Annotated in this window: 17 protein-coding genes; 3 read left to right on the forward strand and 14 right to left on the reverse strand. The window is 38.8% G+C overall.

Annotated elements, in window-relative coordinates; translation table 11 throughout:
- Positions 1-84: 84 nt before the first annotated feature.
- Positions 85-717, reverse strand: a complete 633-nt coding sequence (locus I6E72_RS09845) for a M48 family metallopeptidase (RefSeq protein ID WP_442960306.1) — start codon at positions 715-717, stop codon at positions 85-87.
- Positions 718-1,060: 343 nt separating this feature from the next.
- Between I6E72_RS09845 and I6E72_RS09850 the strand changes: the two genes are divergently transcribed.
- Positions 1,061-4,393 carry an MHYT domain-containing protein gene (locus tag I6E72_RS09850; protein ID WP_197112176.1) on the forward strand — a complete coding sequence of 1,111 codons (3,333 nt, stop codon included), beginning with the start codon at positions 1,061-1,063 and terminating at the stop codon, positions 4,391-4,393.
- 3 nt (positions 4,394-4,396) lie between these two features.
- Entirely contained in the window at positions 4,397-5,389 is a 993-nt protein-coding gene (locus tag I6E72_RS09855; RefSeq protein ID WP_101163310.1) for a response regulator, read from the forward strand.
- Here the strand turns inward: I6E72_RS09855 and I6E72_RS09860 are convergent.
- Positions 5,386-5,826 (reverse strand): VOC family protein, encoded by a 441-nt coding sequence (locus tag I6E72_RS09860; protein WP_197112178.1) that lies wholly within the window; start codon positions 5,824-5,826, stop codon positions 5,386-5,388. The genes I6E72_RS09855 and I6E72_RS09860 overlap by 4 nt on opposite strands.
- A gap of 1 nt (position 5,827) precedes the next feature.
- Positions 5,828-6,559 (reverse strand): HD domain-containing protein, encoded by a 732-nt coding sequence (locus I6E72_RS09865; protein WP_211185177.1) that lies wholly within the window; start codon positions 6,557-6,559, stop codon positions 5,828-5,830.
- Between the two features lie 64 nt (positions 6,560-6,623).
- Here I6E72_RS09865 and I6E72_RS09870 point away from each other — a divergent pair, with 64 nt between their 5' ends.
- Positions 6,624-7,814: a class I SAM-dependent methyltransferase gene (locus I6E72_RS09870; protein WP_197112180.1), complete on the forward strand. Its 1,191-nt coding sequence runs from the start codon at positions 6,624-6,626 to the stop codon at positions 7,812-7,814.
- Positions 7,815-7,844: 30 nt separating this feature from the next.
- On the opposite strand, the gene I6E72_RS09875 is transcribed toward I6E72_RS09870, so the two are convergent.
- The 11 genes from I6E72_RS09875 to I6E72_RS09925 form a co-directional block, all read right to left on the reverse strand.
- Complete coding sequence (locus tag I6E72_RS09875; protein WP_007581065.1) at positions 7,845-8,141, reverse strand: PilZ domain-containing protein; 297 nt, start codon at positions 8,139-8,141, stop codon at positions 7,845-7,847.
- Between the two features lie 9 nt (positions 8,142-8,150).
- Positions 8,151-8,531 (reverse strand): response regulator, encoded by a 381-nt coding sequence (locus I6E72_RS09880; protein ID WP_007581064.1) that lies wholly within the window; start codon positions 8,529-8,531, stop codon positions 8,151-8,153.
- A 75-nt stretch (positions 8,532-8,606) separates the two neighbouring features.
- Complete coding sequence (hrpA, locus tag I6E72_RS09885) at positions 8,607-12,494, reverse strand: ATP-dependent RNA helicase HrpA (RefSeq protein WP_197112181.1); 3,888 nt, start codon at positions 12,492-12,494, stop codon at positions 8,607-8,609.
- A 272-nt stretch (positions 12,495-12,766) separates the two neighbouring features.
- A complete protein-coding gene (locus I6E72_RS09890; protein ID WP_010555079.1) occupies positions 12,767-13,798 on the reverse strand; it encodes an isoaspartyl peptidase/L-asparaginase family protein in 1,032 nt (343 codons plus the stop codon).
- 290 nt (positions 13,799-14,088) lie between these two features.
- The gene (locus I6E72_RS09895) at positions 14,089-14,793 is read right to left on the reverse strand and encodes a SapC family protein (RefSeq protein WP_002961447.1); all 705 of its coding nucleotides are present in this window, start codon (positions 14,791-14,793) and stop codon (positions 14,089-14,091) included.
- Between the two features lie 336 nt (positions 14,794-15,129).
- Entirely contained in the window at positions 15,130-15,840 is a 711-nt protein-coding gene (gene pgl / locus I6E72_RS09900; protein ID WP_007581060.1) for a 6-phosphogluconolactonase, read from the reverse strand.
- A gap of 2 nt (positions 15,841-15,842) precedes the next feature.
- Positions 15,843-17,315 carry a glucose-6-phosphate dehydrogenase gene (gene zwf, locus I6E72_RS09905; RefSeq protein ID WP_101163306.1) on the reverse strand — a complete coding sequence of 491 codons (1,473 nt, stop codon included), beginning with the start codon at positions 17,313-17,315 and terminating at the stop codon, positions 15,843-15,845.
- A 268-nt stretch (positions 17,316-17,583) separates the two neighbouring features.
- Complete coding sequence (gene pgi, locus I6E72_RS09910) at positions 17,584-19,230, reverse strand: glucose-6-phosphate isomerase (RefSeq protein WP_024591002.1); 1,647 nt, start codon at positions 19,228-19,230, stop codon at positions 17,584-17,586.
- 667 nt (positions 19,231-19,897) lie between these two features.
- Complete coding sequence (locus tag I6E72_RS09915) at positions 19,898-22,153, reverse strand: aminotransferase class V-fold PLP-dependent enzyme (protein WP_121954331.1); 2,256 nt, start codon at positions 22,151-22,153, stop codon at positions 19,898-19,900.
- Positions 22,154-22,288: 135 nt separating this feature from the next.
- Positions 22,289-23,365, reverse strand: a complete 1,077-nt coding sequence (locus tag I6E72_RS09920; RefSeq protein ID WP_007581049.1) for an AI-2E family transporter — start codon at positions 23,363-23,365, stop codon at positions 22,289-22,291.
- On the reverse strand, positions 23,358-23,576 hold the full coding sequence (locus I6E72_RS09925; protein ID WP_002961455.1) for a sulfurtransferase TusA family protein: 219 nt from the start codon (positions 23,574-23,576) through the stop codon (positions 23,358-23,360). The genes I6E72_RS09920 and I6E72_RS09925 overlap by 8 nt, the downstream gene beginning before the upstream one ends.
- Positions 23,577-23,625 lie beyond the last annotated feature (49 nt).

The following is a 23,625-nucleotide window of genomic DNA, read 5'->3' on the forward strand; positions in this document are numbered from 1 at the left end:
TATTCCTATATTCCTATATTCCTATATTCCTATATTCCTATATTCCTATATTCCTATATTCCTATATTCCTATATTCAGTAACATCAAAACACCCACTGTAAACTCATACCATTTTGTTTTAACCAATTAGATGATGTTTTGTAATCGGGGAAAAACGCCTCTACTCGCTGCCAAAAAGCTTTGCTATGATTTAAATACTTTAAATGGGCAAGCTCATGAACAATCACATAATCTATAGTGTGGTAAGGAGCACCTATAAGATGTAAATTAAAAGTGAGTTCTCGCTTGCTATTACAACTCCCCCACTTTCGTTTATAAACACCTATTTTTAAATCATTTGGCAACTCTTCACCCATTTGAGTACAGAAATACGCTAAACGCATCTCTATGTATGCAATAAGCTGCTCTTTTAAATAAGTCTCTAATAGCTGTCGATACTTTTGATAAGTGTTTTTAACTCGAGGAGATATTGTAATAAGTAAGTGGTCATCATACGGGATTACTTCGGAATCTTGGCCTGAGTCCAGTTTCAAATAAATAGTTTCTGAAAAAACACTGATTTTTTTAGATTCAAAGGGGTACTGCTTAGTGTCATCAATTGACGATTGTTTTTTTAATTGTTCTGCAACCCACTCTTGTTTATCAAATAACCAAGTATCAATGTGTTTTTTTGCGACAAAATGTGGCGCATACACAGTTACCTTTTGACTATGCACTTTTATTGCGACTGTTTTGCGTCTAGTACTCTTTTTTAGTTGATATTCAAACACGACTTAAACTCTAAATATAGCATCCGTTTATATAATCCATATTACCATCAATTTTAAACTCTTAGGCATACAGTCGCACCTAACTCCTAATCCACTTTATTATAATAAGCTATAGATTGATCCGTCTGTTTTATTTGAATTGAAAGTTAAAATATTTTATTTACTTCAATAACAAAAAATAAATAAACTTGGTTAAAATTCGTCACTTTATAGCGCGATTAGAAATAACGGTTCATTTATTAGTAAATTAGATTAAACTTGTAAAATAAAGATTATATTTCGAGCCGTTATGCTATCAGCTTTCTTCATTACAGACCAAGATCCAAGCCTAATACTTAATGGGGTTTACGACCCTCTTCTAGTCTCAATGTCTGTATTAATAGCCATTTTTGCTGCTTTTTTTACTACTAAGCTCATTGATTTAGCAAAAGAGACTAAATTCCCTCGTTATCAACGTTTAGCAAATATAACCGCAGCAACTGTATTTTCTTCTGGTATTTGGAGTATGCACTTTATAGGTATGTTAGCTTTTTCGCTATGTACTAATATAAGCTACGATCCAACAATCACACTACTCTCTTTTCTTCCTGCTTTATTAGCATGTCAGTATGCGGTATCAATACTTGTAAATAGTGATGGAAACTTTAGAGTGCTCAGCATTTGCTCGATCTTACTAGGGGCTGGTATTGGTACAATGCATTACAGCGGTATGGCTGCAATGGAGCTTTCCCCAATGTTGCGCTATGACCCACTGACCTTTGGTCTTTCAATTTTAGTTGCCGTCGCTCTTTCGTTTATAGCGTTATATAGCCGCTTTAATCTTGAAAAATTTTTTCCAAAACTATCATACCTACAAAATAGAGCCATCAGCGCTATAATATTAGGCTTTGCTGTTGCTGCTATGCATTATATGGGCATGGCATCTACACGCTTTGTTGCAACATCTCCTCTTTTATATGACGACGCAAATGCTTCTGCTGGGCTCACTTTTGTAGCCATCGCGGTTGCAACTGCAACGATTGCCATTACAAGCGTAGTAGCGGTACTTAATGGCATGGTCAGATATAAAATGTTACTTGAAGAAAAGTCAGCCGACGAGTCTCGCTTAAACGCAATTTTAGGCACAGCCATTGATGGAATCGTGACAATAGATCACACCGGCATTATTTTGAGCTTTAATGAGTCAGCTAGCAAAATTTTTGGTTGGCATGAAAATGAAGTACAAAATCATAATATTAAAATGCTAATGGATGATGCTATCGCGATGCATCACGACAGCTATCTTTTACATGCTAAAAATGTTGATTTAGGTAAAGTAATTGGTGTTAACCGTGAAATTTTTGCTAAACACAAAAACGGCCACTTATTTCCAATTCGATTAGGCGTCGGTGAAGTTAATCAACCAGGGCAAAACCCTCTTTACGTAGGCTTTATTACAGACTTAACAGAGCAACGCGCTTTACAAAAAAGCCTTGAAGAAAAAGAACAAAAGTACCGCTCCTTGATGGATAACATGCCAGGCGTTGCTTTTAGATGCAAATTTGATGATAACTGGACCATGCTTTTTATTAGCCCAAGTATCAACGAATTAACTGGTTATAACCCTAATGAATTTACTGAACACTGCATTGAATTTAACGATTTGATTTTAAAGTCTGATCAGCAACCTATTGTAGACGCCGTCACAAAAGCCGTAGAAGAAAAACGTCAGTATTCAATCGAATACAGAATTCGCCACAGAAGCGGTAAAATCTTATGGCTTTTAGATAAAGGCAGCATCGACTTTGATACCCAAGGCCAAGCAAAGTGGATTGATGGTGTTTTAGTTGATATTACAGAACGCAAAGAATATGAAGAAAAACTAGAGCAAGCTAAATTTAAAGCTGAAGAAGCTGCTTATGCAAAGCAATCTTTTATGGCTAATATGAGCCATGAAATACGTACACCTATGAATTCTATAATAGGTTTTAGTGACTTGTTAATGGACACCCCACTTGATCAAGAACAACAAAAACATTTAGTGACCGTAAATAATGCAGCGCGTTCATTACTTAGATTATTAAATGAAATTCTCGATTCCGCAAAACTAGAGCGCGGTAAGCTCACTATTGAGCCAATACACTTTAGTTTAAAGCCAGTAATAGACAGTATTATTTCTACTTTTTGGTTAGAAGCTAAAAAGAAAGATTTAGAACTTAAACTTCATATTAAAGAATCAGTAAGTGCTACTTATTACGGTGACCCAGATCGACTCAGGCAAGTACTTACTAATTTAATTGGTAATGCTATTAAGTTTACCGAAAAAGGCTCTGTTACCGTAACTGTTGCTATAACACAAAATCAGCATCTGTTTTTTGAAGTGCAAGATACCGGTATTGGTATTGCAAAAGATCGTATTCAAGCAGTGTTTCAACCTTTCGAACAAGCCGATGGTACTACTACTCGCCGTTTTGGTGGTACAGGTCTTGGTACTACCATAAGCAAACAACTTGTAGAGCTTATGGGCGGAACAATAAACTTAGTAAGTGAACTAGGTAAAGGCACCTGCTTTTACTTTTCATTGCCGCTTACTTTAGGTGACGAAACTAAAATAGATCATTTTGATGGTCTACACACACAACTGCCTGCACTTAGGGTGTTAGTAGTTGACGATATCGAGCAAAATACAGAACTACTTTCTTTACTCCTGTCACGCGATCAGCATGCAGTTACCAAGGCATCTAACGGACTTGAAGCGATTAAAGTATTTGAAGAACAAGACTTTGATGTCATTTTAATGGATATACATATGCCATTGTGTGATGGCATAGAGGCAACACAAAAAATAAGAGCAATAGAAAATCAAAGACAAATTAAATACACGCCAATTATCGCGCTCACAGCCAGTGTATTACAACAAGATAAGCTTACGGCTAAAAAAGCAGGCATGAATGGCTTTGCAAATAAACCCGTCGATATAAATCAGCTAAACCAAGAAATAGCACAAGTGCTTGGTCTTGGTATTGCAAAAGAAATGGTTATATCGCAAAGCGATCCTAAAGCGCAGCATATAGATTTTGAAAAAGGGTTAGCCCTTTGGGGTTCTAAGTGTAAACAACTTACAGAGATTACTAAATTTATTAGTGACAGTAATAAACGGTTCGAAACATTATTCAGTGATAAATTATCAAACATAAAAGATGTCGATAGCACCATTCACACACTTAAAGGTGTTGCTGGTAACTTAGGCCTAATAACATTAATGAAGTTATTAACCGATTTAGAGCAAAAACAAAGTGACGCTAAAGTTATTAGTACTTTAGACGATATAAAAAACGAGCTACTTGTCATCTCACAATTGCTATCATCTAATACTTGCGATAAGCCAAGTAGTAAGCCTGAAGATAATAGTTCTGACACGCTATCAATTGATGAAATTAAGTCACTGTGTAAGACGCTTAATCAAGATGCACAAAATGCAGAATTAAATGATGAGCTACTAGCAAAACTGCAACACGGCATACCTTCAATCTATAAAAATGAAGTTGATGATATAGCCGAGGCCTTTGATGAATTTGATTTTGATAAAGCACACGTAATACTAGAAACCTTACTTGAAAAACTAACAAACAATGAGTATTAATTAATGGATTTTACAACAGATAGGCCACGAGTATTAATTGTTGACGATGAGCCTGCAAATCTAAAAGTAATGCGCGAAGTGTTAGGTAATCAATATCGTATGTCGTTTGCTAAATCGGGTGATGCCGCATTGGCACTACTTGAAAAAGAACTACCAAAGCTAATTTTGCTAGACATAATGATGCCAGATATGAATGGGTTTGAAGTCTGCCAGCGGGTAAAAAACAATCCTAAAACGTCTCATATCCCCATTATTTTTGTGACAGCTTTGGGGGACGAAAATGATGAATTTAAAGGTTTTGAACTTGGTGCCGTAGATTATATTACCAAGCCAATAAGCCCTGCTATTGTAAGAGCTAGAGTTAAAACTCACTTATCGCTAGTGCAAGCTGAGCAATTAAAACAAGCACATGTAGATTTAGTACAACGTCTAGGCCGTGCTGCTGAATATAAAGATACTGACACTGGCGAACATATAGTGCGTATGAGCCAATACAGCAAAGTATTAGCATTAGCGCTAGGTATGGATGAGCAAAGTGCAGAGCTTTTACGCCAAGCCGCCCCAATGCACGATGTTGGGAAAATAGGTATCCCTGATGCTATCTTACTCAAGCCAGGAAAGTTAACTTTTGAAGAGTTTGAGCATATGAAGAAACACGCCATAATTGGTGCACAAATATTAGCAAATTCTTCATCGCCATTATTACAACTCGCTCATAAACTTGCTATTGAACACCACGAAAAATGGGATGGTTCAGGCTATCCTAACGGGATCAAAGGCGAAGAAATATCAATTGAAGGTAGAATTGTTGCCGTTGCTGACGTTTTTGATGCTCTGACTTCAAAACGCCCTTATAAAGAGGCATGGAGTGTAGAGAAAACAGTTTTACATATGCAAGAGCAAGCAGGAGCTCATTTTGATCCCGCTCTAATCGAACTATTTGTGAAAAAATTAGACGATATTCTTGCTATAAAAAATTCAAATCAAGAAAGCTAATTCTTTTTAGCGCTGTGAGAGCCAAGCTCAACATTTGGGTAGTAAGACTTTATATAACCATAGTCATGTGACGTAATTTCATGGCTATTGCTACTCTCATCTTTAAAGTACATAGAAAACGTTACACCATGATCTGCTAAAACTACTTTTATATTTAAACCTTCAAGATGATTACGCCATTGAATAAATTGATCCCCTGAGGCCAAAAATGCAATCCCTTTACTACGCCCCTCACCTTCAAAAAGTGCTAAACGAGTTGTTGAACTCGCATCTTCAAGTGTTAAAGGGCCGCGTCCGTCCTCATCCCAAAAGGCAAGCTCGGGTACTACACTAAAACCTAAAACACGCTCATACCACTTAACGGCATCAATCAAGTTATCAACATTTAAATGGCAATGATCAATCCCAGATAATTTAGGTATGCTTGTATTATTCACGTTACTCACCTATTTCTGACTTTAATTGCTCTAAAAAGTCATGCATATACCTTGTACGTCTATTCGCTTCTGCTTTAGCAGATGGCGTATTCATACTATCGGCAATATGTAATAACTTTATAAAAAAGTGATCAAGCGTGTATGTTTTATCATCAGCCTCGCGTTCAATACAAAAAGGGTCTTCTGGGTTATACAATAACCGAGAAATTGATCCGCCTACTTTCATGCATCGACTCACTCCAATAGCGCCCAATGCATCCATTCTGTCAGCATCTTGTACTATTTGCGCTTCAACAGTTTTAATTTTTATATTTGCGCTGAAACTATGAGCGGCAATGGCATGATGAATCTCATCAAAAAGTGACTCGTCATAATTAATAGATTTTAAAAATTCCAATGCCTTATCGGCTGCCATAGTAGAGGCTTTTGCACGATCAGGATGATTTTTAGCCACCGCCACACAGTCATGCATCCACGCTGCAGGTAATACAACTGACATGTTTGCCTGCTCCGCATTACATAGCTGTATTGCAACGCGCACCACTCGTTCTATATGGGTAATATCGTGAGCTACATCGGCATGCACTAAAGAAGCTATAAACTCTCTACATTGTGAATTAAGTATTTTTAAATCGGGGCTTAAAACGGCGTCAGGCACTATTAGGTTCCAAAAGCTAATGAATCGATAAATTATCCGTACTTTACCGTGCTTTATGCCCACCTTGCAAAACATTCATTGTATGTTGCCCCTTGCTTGACTAAAATACAGCGCTTATTTATTACTACTGAGAAGCCTTATGTCATCTGCCGTTTACCTACAAGCTGGTCGCGATAAATCATTAAAAAGAAAACACCCTTGGTTATTTTCAAAAGCCATCAAAAAAATTAAAGGTAAACCTGGATTAGGCGACACAGTAACGATTCACGATAGCGAAGGTAAGTTTTTAGCAACTGCTGCTTACAGCCCTCACTCACAAATTCGCGCACGTGTTTGGAGCTTTGACGAAAAAGAAATCATCGATCAAAACTTTTTTGAACGCCGTTTACGTCGCTCATTAGAAGCACGTAGCCAAGTAATAGAAGAAGGCGGATTAACAGGATTTCGATTATGTGCTGCGGAGTCTGACTACTTACCAGGCGTTACAATCGATAAGTTTGATAACGTGTTAGTATGTCAGCTACTAAGTGCGGGTGCTGAGCGTCATAAAGGCGAGATTGTTGGCGCGTTGATGTCTATTTTCCCAGGCTCTAGCATATACGAGCGCTCAGACGTAGAAGTACGCACTAAAGAAGGCTTAGAGCCAATAAAAGGCGCTCTTTGGGGTAACGAACCAACACAGCCGGTACTTATTGAGGAAAACGGTTTTAAAATTGAAGTCGATATAATTGATGGACATAAAACGGGCTTTTATTTAGACCAGCGCGATAGCCGCGCCGCACTTGAGCGCTTCTCAAAGGGTAAAACGGTACTTAACTGTTTTAGTTATACAGGTACATTTTCGTTGTACGCCCTGCGTGGTGGATGTGAGCATGTAACTAACGTAGACGTATCTCAACCCGCTTTAGATACAGCAAAACGTAATGTTGAGCATAATAACTTAGATTTAAATAAAGTAAGTTTTGTTAAGCAGGATGTATTTAAGTTACTACGCCAATACCGCGACGAAGGCAGACAGTTTGATACCATCGTAATGGACCCACCAAAGTTTGCTGATAATAAAGCGCAGCTAACCGGTGCGTGTCGTGGTTATAAAGATATCAATATGATTGCCATGCAAATACTAAAACCAGGTGGAACATTACTAACGTTCTCATGCTCTGGTTTAATGGAACAAAACTTATTTCAAAAAGTAGTAGCCGATGCAGCACTTGATGCAGGTAAAGACCTACTTATAATGGAGCGATTAAACCAGGCAGCTGATCACCCAATTGCTGGCAGCTACCCTGAAGGCTTTTACTTAAAAGGCTTAATCTGTAAGGTTTTTTAATATCTACTATTGAGTTTAACTGGATTCAACTTAGTTAAACTGAATGATTTCAAGACCTGCTGTTACCGTGCCATCATCTTCTTTGCTGGCACGTATTACTTTTGCTGTTGCATTTAAAGGCGCAATACTTGGGTGAGTCGAATCAATGTTCACCGTCAGTAATGTATTAGGTTCAAGTAATTCATCTAAATGAATTGATAAACCTGTTGCACTTAAATCCACGCACTCTGCGGCAAAGCTTAAACCCGCTATTGGTTCTATCGTTGTTAAATTTGCAGGTGTATTGATCTGCATACGTCTAAAATTTCGCTTATCATCAGTAAACATACGTTACCTCTAAAAAACCGTGTTAATTTCTTCCAACAAAGCACCCACTGAAAATGGCTTTACAACATATGCGTTACAACCAGCGTCAAACCCTGCTTGTTTTTCAGATGGAGACTCTAGGCCCGATACCATAACAACAGGAATATTTTTTGTTTCAGGTGTGTGTTTTAGCATTCGGCATGTATCATAACCATCAAGACCAGGCATACAAACATCAAGCAAAATTATATCTGGCGGACTTGCAATTGCCGATGCAAGACAGCTTTGCCCTGAATCTGCATAACTAACATCAAATTTCGACGCGAGTGCTGCTTTGAGCATTTCAAAATTAAAATACTCGTCGTCTACCACTAAAAGTCGCTTTGTTTTATGTTCAATCGATGAGGACATAACTATGTCACTTCCTTTTCAAAACAAAAATAAATCCTCCTATTAAGGTACTAAGCTTAATAGAAAATGCAAGTTTTATTCTATCTCTTTTATCGCATTAAGTACTCGCTTAGCCGAAATTGGGTAAGGAGTTCCAAGCGTTTGAGCAAATAGCGACACTCTAAGCTCTTGTTGCATCCAAAAAATAGCGGTTACTTCTTGTGGAATAGGCAAGCCTTTAGGCGTTTTATTAACTACTTTTTTGTACTCTTGAGCAACTTTATCGAGCTCTAATACGCATAACCTATCACGATTTGGATCCACAGGCAGCTTTTCTAAACGTTTTTGAATCGCTTTTAAATAACGAATTAAATCCGTTATTTTATCTGCGCCATGCGCGCTCACAAAACCTTTAAATATAAGTGACTCAAGCTGTGATTTTATATCGCCATGCGCAGTTATCATGGTTAAATCAACGCGCCCTTTCATTTTTTTATGCAGTGCGTGCGCAATACTTAATACTTGCTCAACTTGCGTTGCAATCGATACAACGGCATCACCGAGCTCACCTCGTATTTGCTCTTTTACTGTTTCAAATGCTTTTTCATCGCGTATATCGCCATGTTTCACTAATAAACTATCAACACCTGCGGCGATACAGTCATCAATTAAATCAGCTATTTTACCAAATGGATTAAAGTACAAACCCAGCTTTGCCTTATTCGGTAAGTTTTGTTGTAAGTACTTAATTGGCGACGGCACATTTAACAGTACTAAACGGCGCAAACCTTGTTGATGCGCTTGCTGCGCTTTTGCTTCACTATCAAAAAGCTCCACTGCAGCGGCTGATTTTTTATCCACCAGCGCAGGGTATGCTTTTATTTCGTATTGACCTTGTTTTTTAACATATGACGCTGGCAGCTCACCAAAGTCCCATTGTGTTAGGTCTGATTTTTCAATGCCTTTATCGGCTACTTTAGACAGTGTTTCGGTTACTTCACCTTGCAGCTCTGCTTTAAGTTTGGCTAAATCAAGTCCACGAGCAAGTAACTTATCGTGTTCATCACGTACTTCAAACTGCAATCGTAAATGCGGTGCAAGCGCGGTTAAATCCCACGCTTCTGCATCAACTCTCACACCTGTCATTCTTAATAAGCGCGTAGCTAAAGCATCAATTAAGCTACCTTGCATTGGCTCAATAGCTGCAAGTACTGCATCTGCGTAATTTGGTGCTGGCACAAAATTACGGCGAAGCGATTTAGGCAATGACTTTATAAGCCCACTTATTAGCTCATGTCTAAATGCAGGTATATGCCAGTCAAAACCACTCTCTTGTACTTGATTTAAAAGTGCTACCGGTATTTGCACCGCAACACCATCAACCGCTTGTCCTGGGTCAAAATGATAAGCAAGCGGTAATATAATATTGTCTTGCTGCCATGTGTCAGGGTAGTCAAACTCAGTGATATTACTTGCACCATGCTGCATTAGCTCTTCACGGGTCATGTGTAAGTAATGTTTATTTTGTTGTTTTTGTGTTTTATACCATTTTAAAAATGCAGCGCGGTTATTAATTTCTTTGGGTATTTTTTTATCGTAAAACTCAAATAACGTTTGCTCATCAACTAAAATATCACGACGACGAGACTTATTTTCCAGTACTTGAATATCTTCAATAAGCTCACTGTTAAACGCTAAAAAGCCCTCGTTTAAGCCCAGCTCTTGCTCAACTAATGCAGTGCGTACAAAAAGCTCTCGGCTCACTTTAGGGTCAATATTGCTATAAACACAGCGGCGTTTATTTACAACAAGTAAGCCGTACAAAGTTTGCTGCTCAAACGCGATTACCGCACCTGGTTTTTTCTCCCAGTGTGGCTCTGTGTAGCTACGTTTTACTAAATGCTGCGCTAATGGTTCTACCCAGTTAATGTCTATTTTTGCATTTGTGCGGGCATATAATTTACTGGTTTCTACCAGCTCCGCTGACATGATCCATTTAGGACTCTTTTTAAATAAACCTGAACCCGGAAAAATATGAAACTGACTATTACGTGCGCCTTTGTATATTTGCTTCTCATCTTTAAAGCCAATATGGCTCAGCATTCCGCTTAGTAACGCTTTATGAACAAGTTCGCCATCAGCCGCTTGGCTGGTTGCTTTCATGCCCATTTCGTTACACACAGTACTTATTTGATAAACAATATCTTGCCACTCACGCAGGCGCATATAGGCTAGGAAATCTTTTTGACACAGCTTTCTAAACTGGCCGTTAGTCAGCTCGCTTTGCTGCTCTTCTAAGTAATTCCATAAGTTCAAAAAAGCGATAAAGTCTGAATCTGGGTCGTCAAAGCGACCGTGTTTTTCGTTAGCTGCAGCACGTTTTTCTTGCGGGCGTTCGCGTGGATCTTGAATCGACAACGCCGCCACAATAACAATCACTTCACGCAATGCGCCAAGTTTGTGAGCTGTGAGCACCATTTTAGCTAAACGAGGGTCAACCGGTAATCGGCTGAGCTCTCTACCTGAAGCGGTTAAACTCGTTTTACTATCCCGTTTGTCTGGTTTTACTGCTTGTAGTTCTTCTAATAACGATAAACCATCACTTATATTACGGCTATCTGGTGCTTGCACAAACGGAAATTGCGCCATATCACCAAGCCCGAGTGCCAACATTTGCAAAATAACTGAGGCAAGATTAGTACGCAGTATTTCAGGGTCGGTAAACTCTGGGCGAGATAAAAAATCATCCTCAGAGTACAAGCGTATACAAATACCCGCTTCAACACGTCCACAACGACCCATACGCTGATTAGCACTTGCTTGCGATATAGGTTCTATGGGCAGGCGCTGAACTTTTGTACGATAACTGTAGCGGCTTATACGCGCAGTACCTGGATCTATGACATAACGAATACCCGGCACAGTTAGTGACGTTTCGGCTACGTTGGTCGATAAAATAATATGACGACGAGAATGTGGCGCAAATATACGGTTTTGCTCTGCGTTAGATAAGCGCGAGTAAAGTGGTAATACATCAGTGTGTTTTAAATTACGCTTGCTAAGTGCATCAGCGGTATCGCGTATTTCACGCTCACCGTTTAAAAATATCAGTATGTCGCCAGGACCTTCCGCGCACAGTTCGTCAACAGCATCAAAAATACCTTGTAGCTGATCGCCCTCGGCTTCCATATCTTCTTTATTAATATCGGCCGTTGGGTTGTAACGCACATCAACAGGGAAAGTACGACCCGATACTTCTATAATGGGCGCATCATCAAAATGCTTTGAAAAGCGCTCAGGATCGATGGTTGCAGACGTAATTATTATTTTTAGATCGGGACGTTTTGGAAGTAGGTTTTTTAAGTAACCTAAAATAAAGTCGATGTTTAAACTACGCTCGTGCGCTTCATCTATAATTATGGTGTCGTATTGGTTTAAAAATCGATCTTGCTGAATTTCTGCCAGTAAAATACCGTCAGTCATGAGTTTAACGTACGTATTATTAGAAACCTGATCGCTAAAACGAATTTTAAAACCGACTTGCTGACCAAGTTCGCACTTCATTTCTTCAGCAATACGGTTAGCCACCGTTCGCGCTGCTAATCGGCGTGGTTGAGTATGGCCTATTAAGCCATCAACACCACGGCCAAGCTCTAAACACATTTTAGGTATTTGAGTTGTTTTACCTGAGCCCGTCTCACCTGCAATAATAACCACTTGGTTATTTGCAATGGCGTCTTTAATTGTTTCCTTTTTTTGACTTACTGGCAATTGCTCAGGGTAAGTCACTTTAGGAAGGCCCGCTAAGCGTTTATCACGTAATTCTTGGCTACGGGTTATATCAGCCGCTATTTTTTCAAGCGCGTTGGCATGCTTGTTTTCATCTGTTATTTTTTTTACGCCATGTAAGCGTTTTTTGAAAATGAATTGATCTTTTTTCAAGCACGTTTTTAGCTCGCCAAACAACTGACCTAGGTTTACCACCCGCATACCTTATAAAATTAGTTAAAGAGCCATAATTGTATCAAATTAAACGGCCGGGGTTAATCCTACAAAATGCATAACACGGGGTTGTTTGTTATATAAACGCTGCGATTCACCTAAACTGCGAATAATAAATCTATCTCAAGCAGTTATTTTCAGCGCTAACTGCACTGAAAATAACTGGCTAGCAATAAATGAATTAAAATATCATTGTGGTTCAATATGTTAGTAAATCTCTTAACCAGAGTTGAGGTTAATTAAATTACTTTGGCTTATTCGTCGTTAAAAATGCCCACGTAGGTCGCTTGCGTATTCGATTTACTTGCCCGATACATGCCAGAGGTATTAAACGGCAAGCTAATATTCCCCTTAGTATCAATAATAATAACGCCACCAGTGCCACCAATTGGCTTAAGCACACCGTTTATAACTTCATCTCCAGCTTCAGCTATGGTTTTACCTTGATACTTAACACGCGCACATATATCGCTCGCTACGTTATAGCGAATAAAATATTCACCGTGCCCTGTTGCCGATACTGCGCACGATTCGTTTTCAGCAAATGTCCCAGCACCAATTACCGGCGCGTCACCTACACGGCCATAACGTTTTGCCGTCATACCACCTGTGGATGTACCTGCCGCTAAATTACCGTTTTTATCAAGCGCCACTGCGCCAACCGTGCCCATTTTGTAAGAGTTAGGCAATGCTTTGTGCGCGGCTTGGTACTCTTTACTGGTTGCTTTGGCTTTATCTAATTTTTGTTTTGCTTTTAAAAGCGCTTTGTAACGAGGCTCGGTATCAAATAAGTTATTTTCGACAAGTTCAACACCTTGCTCTTTAGCAAACTCCTCAGCGCCTTGCCCACTAAGCATTACGTGTACAGAGTTATCCATGACCAAACGCGCTAATTTAATCGGGCTCTCAATATGCTTTACACCCGCAACTGCACCTGCTTCACGGTTTCGACCATCCATTATGGATGCATCAAGCTCATGCCCGCCATCGTAAGTGTATACCGCTCCACGCCCTGCATTAAAATAAGGCGATTGCTCTAATACTGTAATTGCCGCAGTTACCGCATCTAAACTTTCACCGCCTTGGTGCAATACTTTATAACCTGTCTCTACCGCCTCTGTTAATTTAGCGCGGTACTGCTTTTCTTGAGCGGGTGTAAATCGTGCTTTTTCTATTGTCCCTGCCCCACCATGAATCGCAATGGCAAAAGGAGTCTCTGCAGCGAATACGCTATTACTTAAAGCAAAAAGGCTGCTCGCAAAAATTGCTAATAAGGGTGTTTTCATAATGAGTTCTTTTATGGGAAAGTTATAAACTAATGTGAATGGTTGCGGGCTTAATTTCAACTAAAGTGAGTTTAATGGCATAAAAAAAGCGCCTTAAGGCGCTTTTTTAAATTTTACGTGTTTGTAATACCAATTTTATTAAAAACATGATCATTCTAGCGTATTAAATAGCTCACTAACTACGTTGAAAATTATTTATATAGAACAACTATGTATCATAATTTTAGCCTTGTTATTGAGCCATTTTCTTATCGCTATAATAGATCACTAATTTAATGCAATTGGTATAATTAAGCTTGTTTAGCTTTTAAACGCGCTAAACGTGCTACTTGATGAGTAGACGTTAAGAAAGAATAAATTGGTGCTAAGTAACCACGTTTACGAAGCTCTAAGAAATCAGCATCGCTTAACTCATTTAGCTTTTTCTCATCGATAAGGTAAATACCGTTGATGTCTTTTTTCTCGCCTTTAATGTCTACTGTTAGCGTTTGCGCAATTAGTAGCTCTTTATCAGCAAGGAATTTAGTGAACGCTTCAGTTACTTGAGAAAACTCAATAAAAGATACAAGCGCTTCTTTACGACGTTTTAGGTAATCTGTTTCTTCGCCGTTTTCAAATAATGCATTACCTTCGTCTTCACCAACAAGCGCACTTGCTTCGTCAATTACGATACCGTATTGATCTTGATCTGGGTGTTTAACTAAGCCCAGTGGGTAACGAGTAGATGCCATAGGTGCAAATGCTGCAGTCCATTTACCATCTTCTACAAAAAGGTTTTCGCCTGGCTCTAAGCCAAACATAGCAACAGCTTGAAAAGTGCCGCTTTCGTTGTTTTTAACGAATGACATTGGAAACTCGTTTGCTACGCGTGCAAACTCATGTGCAACTACTGGCACTAAATGTTGAGTTTTCATGAATTCTACATTGATGCCGTTTTGAATTTTAGTGTTGGCATGTTTTTCGTTGTGTAAAGGCTGTACTTGTTGCTCCGCCATGTTACTGCTCCGTTTATTTTAATTTATATGTTTCATTGTTAATACCTTTAGGCTAATGCTTTTGAGCTAAAAAAGGAAGGGAAACTTTTATGACAACGACCATGAAAAAATAAAATTTAACTAAATCTGAACGTTGCTAAAAAACATACAGCTCAAACTCATAAATTTTGTTCAAAAACAACACACTTCATGGTTGATTTTAATACAAATCAAAGTTATTCATTAACATTGGTTAACAGTTCAGGACTGTTTTTTTGCAGTGTTTAGGCTTAAATTTGAGCAAATAAAAAAGGCCGCTTATATAAGCGGCCTTTAAAAGTTAAATTAGCACCCAAATTAAGGCGCCCAATATACTTCAATATTTATACTTGGGTGATTAAGCACAGCGCGAAGTGGCATGTCATTAACATCGCCGCCCGCTTTTGCTTGCTTATAAACAGCGAGTTTTTCTTCACCGCTAATTAAAAGCTTTACCACTTTAGATTGCGCAATGGCATTTAACGTAAGTGTCATTCGCTCGGTGATACTACCCGTCACATCACTTTGTATCGCATTAATTGCACATACTGTTTGCTCAGTTGTTAAACCGTGCTCTAAACCTTCTGCATTTGGGAACAACGACGCTGTATGGCCATCTGGGCCCATGCCTAGAATAGTTACATCGTATGGCGCTTTTAGAGCACTGTAAGCGGCTTCACACACTTCACTGCCTTGCTGCGCGGTTGCAGCATCGTTTTTCATGGTTATAAAATTTGCAGCACTGCCAAAATTTTGTAATAACGTGCTCTTAATAAATGCTTCGTTACTTTTTTCATGGCTTGGGTCTACCCAGCGTTCATCAACCATAGCAACATCAACATGTTGCCAATCTAAATCAAGCGTTGATAAATGCTTATAAGCTGGCGCAGGAGACGAGCCACCCGACACCATTAATACAGCACGGCCATCGTTTTTAATGCCATCACGTAGTGATTGCTCAAGCGTTGCAGAAAGCTCGGCTGTTAACGCGTCTTTATCGTCAAAAAATTTTTCAACTAGTGTTGCCATGCTTATACCTTATCGCCTGTGTTAAACCACACGTGGCTTTTTTCTGCCAATAGTTCATCAGCATCCTCAGGACCCCAGCTACCAGCACGGTAAAGTGCAGGCTTGCCTTTGTCTTGCCAACGGTCAATGATTGGATCAATCCATTTCCACGCTTGACGAACTTCATCACGGTGAATAAATAATGATGGGTTATTTGCAGCGGCATCAAGCATTAAACGCTTGTACGCATCTGAGTGAAAACCATTGCTGTAAGCTTGTGAAAGCTCAATATTCATTGTTACTGGCTCAAGTTGCATTTGAAGGTTATCAAGACGCTTAGACATAAGCGTTAGTTGAATTGTTTCCTCTGGTTGCAAACGAATAACAAGACGATTTGGCTCGATATTACCCACGTTATCTTCGTAGATATTGTGAGATACTTTTTTGTATTCAACCACAATTTCTGCACAGCGCTTAGCCATACGTTTACCCGTACGAAGGTAAAATGGAACACCCGCCCAGCGCCAGTTATCAATATGTGCACGAATAGCTACAAACGTTTCTGTTTTACTAGAACCTTCATTTAGCTCTTCTAAGTAACCCGGTACAATTTTACCGTTTAAGTCACCTGGTACGTATTGACCACGAACAATATTTTCATCAACATCACCACCTACTAGTGGGCGAAGTGCTTCTAATACTTTTAATTTTTCGTTACGAATACTGTTAGCGTTAAGTTTATTAGGCGACTCCATTGCAACTAAACAAAGTAGTTGTAATAAATGGTTTTGAACCATGTCACGAAGTGCACCGGCTTTATCGTAAAAACCAGCACGGCTTTCAAGACCAACAGTTTCTGATAAGCTAATTTGGATGTTATCAATAGATTTAGCATCCCACATATTTTCAAACAATGAGTTTGAAAAACGTAGCGCCATTAAGTTTTGTACTGTTTCTTTACCTAAGTAATGGTCAATACGGAAAATTTGCTCTTCATTAAAAAATTCCGCAATTTTTCCATTAATTGCTTCAGCAGAATCACCGCAATAACCAATAGGCTTTTCAACAACAACGCGTGATGTAGGTGTAATTAAACCTTTAGTCGATAATATTTCACAACATGTGCCGTAAACAGCAGGTGGAAGCGATAAATAAAACACGCGAGACTTAGTGCTTTCGTGCTCATCTAAAATGCCTTTTAGCACATCCCAGTTGTCATCTGCTTCTGTAACATTACTTACCACTGGCACTAAAAAAGTAGAAAATGCTTTCCAATCTTTAGCGTTAAACTCACCTTTGCTTAAAAATTCTTGTAATGCTTTATGCGCTGTTTCTATGTATTCAGCACGTTTCGATTCTTCGCGCACTGTTGGTAGGATACGTGAGCCTTCAGGTAAGTTACCTTCTTGATATGCTCTGTACATTGCAGGTAGCAATTTGCGTAACGCAAGATCACCACCGCCCCCAAAAATTATAATATCAAAAGGATTAAGCATAGTTACTCTCTACGTTGTGATACCCAGTACACTTTATAAATGCGCGGGTATGCCTATTTATTGCTAGATTAGATGGCTTTTATAGCTGTATTTAAATAAAAGCCTGCTGAATTGTTCTGTATCGATGATTTATTATTATTTTTATCATTGCGCTTATTAAATGAGCCTTAGGGGCCCTGTATCTCCTCTCACAAAAATACAGACCCTAAGCACTCCAGCGCTACCCGTTCAAAGGTACTCGGTTTACTTACTTACGTAAGCGAATTTTTTACTGCGTACGGTTTTGTTTGTAGTACGCCATTAAGCCGTTTGTAGAACTATCATGAGCGTGTTTAACGCTTTCATCAGTGAGTTCACTCTCAATTTTAGATGCTAAACCTTTACCCAGTTCTACACCCCATTGGTCAAACGAACATATTTCTAAAATAATGCCTTGGCAAAATATCTTATGCTCATACAGTGCAATTAAACGGCCCACTGTTTTAGCATCTACTGTATCTAATAGCATAGACGTTGTAGGACGATTGCCTTGATGAATTTTATGATTTAATAACTCATCAATCTCTGCTTGCGATTTACCCTTAGCGGTTAAATCAGCAGTAACTTGCGCTGCATCTACACCACTCATCATCGCTTCTGTTTGTGCAAAGAAGTTTGATAATAAAATATCGTGATGCTTATCAACATTCACTTGTGGTTTAACTGATGCAATAAAATCTGCAGGTACAATTACATTACCTTGGTGTAAACACTGATAAAACGCGTGCTGACCATTAATACCCGTCATACCCCAAATAATTGGAACTGTAGTATAAGGTACCGTTTCGCCGGCAAAGTTAACGTGTTTACCGTTACTTTCCATTTCGCCTTGCTGTAAATAAGCAGGCAACATATGCAGTGCTTGGTCGTACGGTAATATAGCTTGCGCTGTGTAGCCCAAAAAGCTCGTATTCCATACACTAAGCAATGCCATAATTAATGGTATATTTTGCTCAAACGGCGCAGATTTAAAGTGCTCGTCTATTTCAAACGCGCCTTCTAAAATTGCTTCAAAGGCGTCGTAGCCTAAATATAAAGCAATTGGTAAGCCTATCGCACTCCAAAGTGAAAAGCGACCGCCAACCCAATCCCACATAGTGAATACGTTTTCGTCGCTGATACCAAAGGCTGCCGTTTTTTCTAAATTTGTACTTACTGCAACAAAGTGTTTTGCAATTGTACTTTCATCTTTTGTTGTTTGTAAAAACCAGTCAACCGCTGTTTTAGCGTTTGTCATAGTTTCTGACGTAGTAAATGTTTTTGACGAAATAACAAATAATGTTGTTTCAGGGTCAATGGCTTTCAATATAGACGAAATCTGTACACCGTCAGCATTAGATACGTAATGAACATTTAACGTATCATCAGCAAGTGCTTTTAATGCCTCGGTTGCCATTTGTGGGCCAAGGTTAGAACCACCTACGCCAATACTTACAACATCTTTTACCGCTTTACCGGTATAGCCTAACCATTTACCGCTACGAACTTTTTCTACAAACACTTTAATTTTAGCTAATTCGTTGTCTACGGCTTGTGTTACGTTTTCGCCATCAACGATTAATGGAGTGTGAGCACGATTACGAAGTGCCGTATGTAGTACTGAGCGATCCTCGGTGATATTTATTTTTTCACCGCTAAACATTTTATCGCGCCACGATGCAATATCACATTCTTTAGCAAGCGACATTAAGTTAGCAAAAACATCGTTATCAATAAGTTGCTTAGAATAGTCGAATAGTACGCCAGGTACTTGAGTCGAAAACTGAGAAAAGCGCGTGTCATCTTGTGCAAATAACGTTTTCAGATGTGTTTGTTTCATCTTAGCTGCACTTAGTTCTAGTGCTTGCCAACTTGCTAGTTGCGTTCGGTTAGACATGGAAATATCCTCTAGTTTTTTCAATCAATTGATTTAAAAATGTTTTTTATAAAAGCAAAACTCTTAACACTGCTTATTTACACTAAAATAAAGCGCCGATAGTATAACTAAAAATGCAAAAAAAGTGCTGTTTTTATAATTTTAGATGCCGATGATAACGCAATTTTTAGCTTTTGACACCGGTATCATAAAAATTTTATAAATTAATTTACCCGCAATTTTAAAGGCAACGGGATAGCTTAATCAATCAAAATGAAATATTAATGAATTTTTATCAGCACAATAATTACTTTTTATAGTTATTCACTAATTATTAGGGCCTGTTTATCTTTCGAAGTTAAATTTGCAGCAGTGTGTTTGGCATTTAGGCAAGGCAGAGCCTATGTAGTGTGGTTATTCCCCATAAATAGGCGATAACGTGGAATAAATGCCAAACATGCGCTGCCCGAAGGGTTCTGCCTAGGGGCAATTTACTCTTTGTTACTCGGTTTTTACTTAGCCCACTAGGTTACAAACCTCACGCCGCGATTAAATAGCCCCTAGATTGAACAAATTTTAATCCTGAAAGGTCAACAGGCCCTAGGGCTTGTTTACCTTGCGAGCAAATAAACCTTAAAAACAAAAAAATCGGCCCTAAAGCCGATTTTGTATAAATTACAATCTTTGTTTAATTACTAAGCGCTAACCCGCCACTTAGGTTATAAACCGTTTTGTATCCTAGTTGCATTAAATTAGTTGCAGCAATTTTTGAGCGGTTACCACTACGGCATAATAAAATGTACTTGTTATTTTTGTTTAATTGCCCTTCAAATACCGCATTTGCCATTCTGCTAAGTGGTATATTTAATGTTTTTTCATCTAGCGTATTAAATAACTGAGCAACATTATTTGCTCCATGCTCATACGGCTCCCGAGTATCTATTAAATATGTATCGCTGGTGTTTAACATTACTTTAGCGTCATCAAAATTTAATTGCTGTGTATCAACCTCAGGTAACGCATTTACATAACCACACAATTGCGTATTATCTACTTGTTTTGAAGCGTCGTACTGCTGTTTTTGTATTGCAAATTCATCAACTGAAATACTGCCGCTCACTAACGCATCAAGAAGTGGCGTTTGGTTTTGCTGTACAGCCCAGTTCATGGCAAAACATTGTTGGTAATCGTGCCCTGAGCAAATAATGCTGGTGCTATTAAGTTGCTCGCTCATTGCTAAAATAGAGCGTGCCATTGCTTTTGCATCGCCGCCTATAAGCGATGTATTGCCAAGCCCTGCAGGCAGTATTAAATCACCACAAAAACAGTAACGCGTTTCGCCATTACTGTTTTTTAATAAATAACTTACACTTTCTTTGCTGTGCCCAGGTGTAACTACTTTTTCAAGTACGTCGTTTGCCAAGTTAATACTTGCTGTATTTAGCGGCCAACCTAGCGAATCAACCTCACCTTTTATAACTCTTGATGCAAGAACGCTGGTTAGTAAATTAGTCGCTGACTCTCGCTCTTGATGCAGATGAGTATTAAGCACCGCCGATATAGTTAAGTTTTGTGTATTAGCTATTTTTTCAAAGCGCGGAATAAGCTCAATAATAGGATCAATAATTACAGCGTATTTATCATCGCTTACATAAAGCCAACTACATGCACCTTGGTGCCTAAATTGAGTAAGGCCCAGTGCGCATACTTCTTGTTGTGGTGTGGTGCTGTCAGATACGATTAAACAGTTTGCCTGTAGTATTGCTTTAAGAGCGCGAATACGCACACAAGCATCATCAATATCGTGTTGTGTTGCAGCAGGTCCAAACGATAGCCTAATCGCGTTTTCGCTTTGCCACTTACTTGCACCCATTGCATCTAAAACAAAACTTGTTGATGCGCCTGTACTACAAGCCGAGCCTCCACTTACGCGAATGCCCGCAGCGTCAAATAAATCAATCACTTCTTTGCTCGTTAAATCGTTAACAGCAAAGTTAAGTGTGGTAGGCACGCTATAAGCAAAATCATGATTGAATGTAATATCGCCAAAGGTGTCTTTTATCGCGCTTTGTAACTGGCTTCGATAAGAATTAAGTACGCTAACAGACTTAAACGTGTTGTCTGATTTATCAAGCAACATACTAAATAGCTTATTTAACCCTGCAATACCGGGTAGATTTTCGGTGCCTGAGCGCATTCCACTTTCTTGACCGCCACCCGCTATAAAAGGTGTGTACGCACTGCCACTACGAATATATAAAAAGCCAATACCTTTAGGTGCATAAAGCTTATGCCCCGAAAAAGGTGCGTAATCTATTGTTGTGTCACTTAGTGCGAGCGCTTGTTTACCGAGCGCCTGCACGCAATCCACCATCCACGATACATTTTTATTACGGCTACGAATCACCTGCTCAATAGCGGGTAAATCTTGATATACACCGGTTTCGTTATTAACGGCCATGGTGCAAATCATCAAAGCGTTATCTATATGTTTAGCTATAAAATCTAAATCTAAAATACCGTTACTATCAACCGGAATAGCAAGCACTTCAGCATTAACGTCAAGTACGCTATTCCAGTGCTTAAGTGTATTTGGCACCGCTTTGTGCTCAGTAGCGCCATATAACAATACGGGGTTTTTAATCGGGTGTTTTTTAGCATCAATTAACGTAGAAACCACCGCAGTTTGAATGCCTTCTGTTGCGCCAGAGGTAAATAAAATATCGCCATTACTTGCGCCAATAACTGTGTGTGCTTTTTGACGTGTTTGTTCTAATAAATGCTTGGCTTGAATACCTGTAATGTGCGGGCTTGAAGGATTACCAAAACATATTTGCATGGTATGAGAAACAACATCAGCAATACAAGGCAACACAGGGGTCGTTGCGTTTGCATCAAGGTAAACTTGTTTTACTGGCTCATCGTGCAATAAAAACTCAGACATTAAAAAACGCACCTTATTACTAAAAAATATATCTTATTACCAATAGTACATAAATTTACAGGTAATGAGTAATAATCAATTAGCACTAGAGGTGCGTTTACTATTCTTTTTTAGACTAAAAGTCTGTTTACTTAATTATTCACTGACCTCTTTACTTATCTCTTCATGCGTTGACGACCAAGCTGTTATTAGCGCTTTTACTAATGAAGCCAACGGGATGGCAAAAAATACGCCCCAAAATCCCCATAAGCCACCAAAAAATAATACCGCGACAATTATAAATACCGGATTTAAATCAACCGCCTCAGAAAATAATAGTGGCACAAGCACGTTGCCATCAAGCGCCTGAATAATTCCGTAAATAATTAAAATGGTCCAAAACTGTGTTTCTAATCCAAACTGAAACAGCGCAACTGCCGCTACCGGAATAGTGACGAGTGCCGCGCCAATAAATGGAATTAATACCGACAAGCCAACAAGCACACCAAGTAATGCGGCGTAGCGTAAATCTAAAACAGTAAATGCAATAAAAGACACACCACCAACAATTAAAATTTCAAACACTTTACCGCGAATGTAATTCATAATTTGTTGATTCATTTCGTGCCACACTTGCAAAATTAAGCGTCGTTGCTGCGGGATCAGTTTAGCAATACTCCCCGTTAGCTCCAGCTTATCTTTAAGCATAAAAAACACCAGTAACGGCACAAGTACTAAATATATAAGCCATGCAACAACATCTTTTAATGACGTAAGTGAAAACGACAATACAGTTTGACCAAACTCAATGATTTTAGCTTCTACCGTTGCAACAATAGCTTGTACTTGATCTATGTTAATTAAACTTGGGTATTGTTCAGGTAAAGCCATTAAATAAGACTTCCCTTGTTCTAACATATGTGGGGTTTCTTGCACTAAGTTACTGGTTTGCTTCCAAAGCACTGGGCCAATAACCAAAATAAGGGTGAGCATAATGCTAATAAATATCAACATTACAATAATCGTTGCAGTAAAACGTTTTAAGCCAACGCGCTCTAAATGAACAACCGGCCAATCAAGTAAATAAGCAATAACCAATGCTACAAGCACAGGGACAATTAACGAGCCAAAAAAGTAAAGTAAGGCCACTGAGGCCAATAATAAAAATAATAAGGTAGACGAGTGAGGATCCGAGAACTTCCTTTCGTACCATGTTTTTACGTATTCAAACATGTAATGGCTCCACTAATAACAACCCACGTTGTTTATCAAAATTGTAACTATAAGCATTTTTTTGCAAAAAACGTTCAATATCGTTCGCACTTTCACCTTTATTAAGACTAAAAGTGATACGTTGTTTTGAAGATTGCGCACTTCGTAGCGCAAGTTTAAACTGCACAAATTGCTGAGGGCATTTAAACTCTTTTAAATCGCGCTCTACCATAACTACTTTATCCGTATAGTAAATGAATAATAAGTCGCATATTTACGGT

The sequence above is a fragment of the Pseudoalteromonas sp. NSLLW24 genome (assembly GCF_015864725.1).
GTDB classification, from domain to species: Bacteria; Pseudomonadota; Gammaproteobacteria; order Enterobacterales; family Alteromonadaceae; genus Pseudoalteromonas; species Pseudoalteromonas arctica.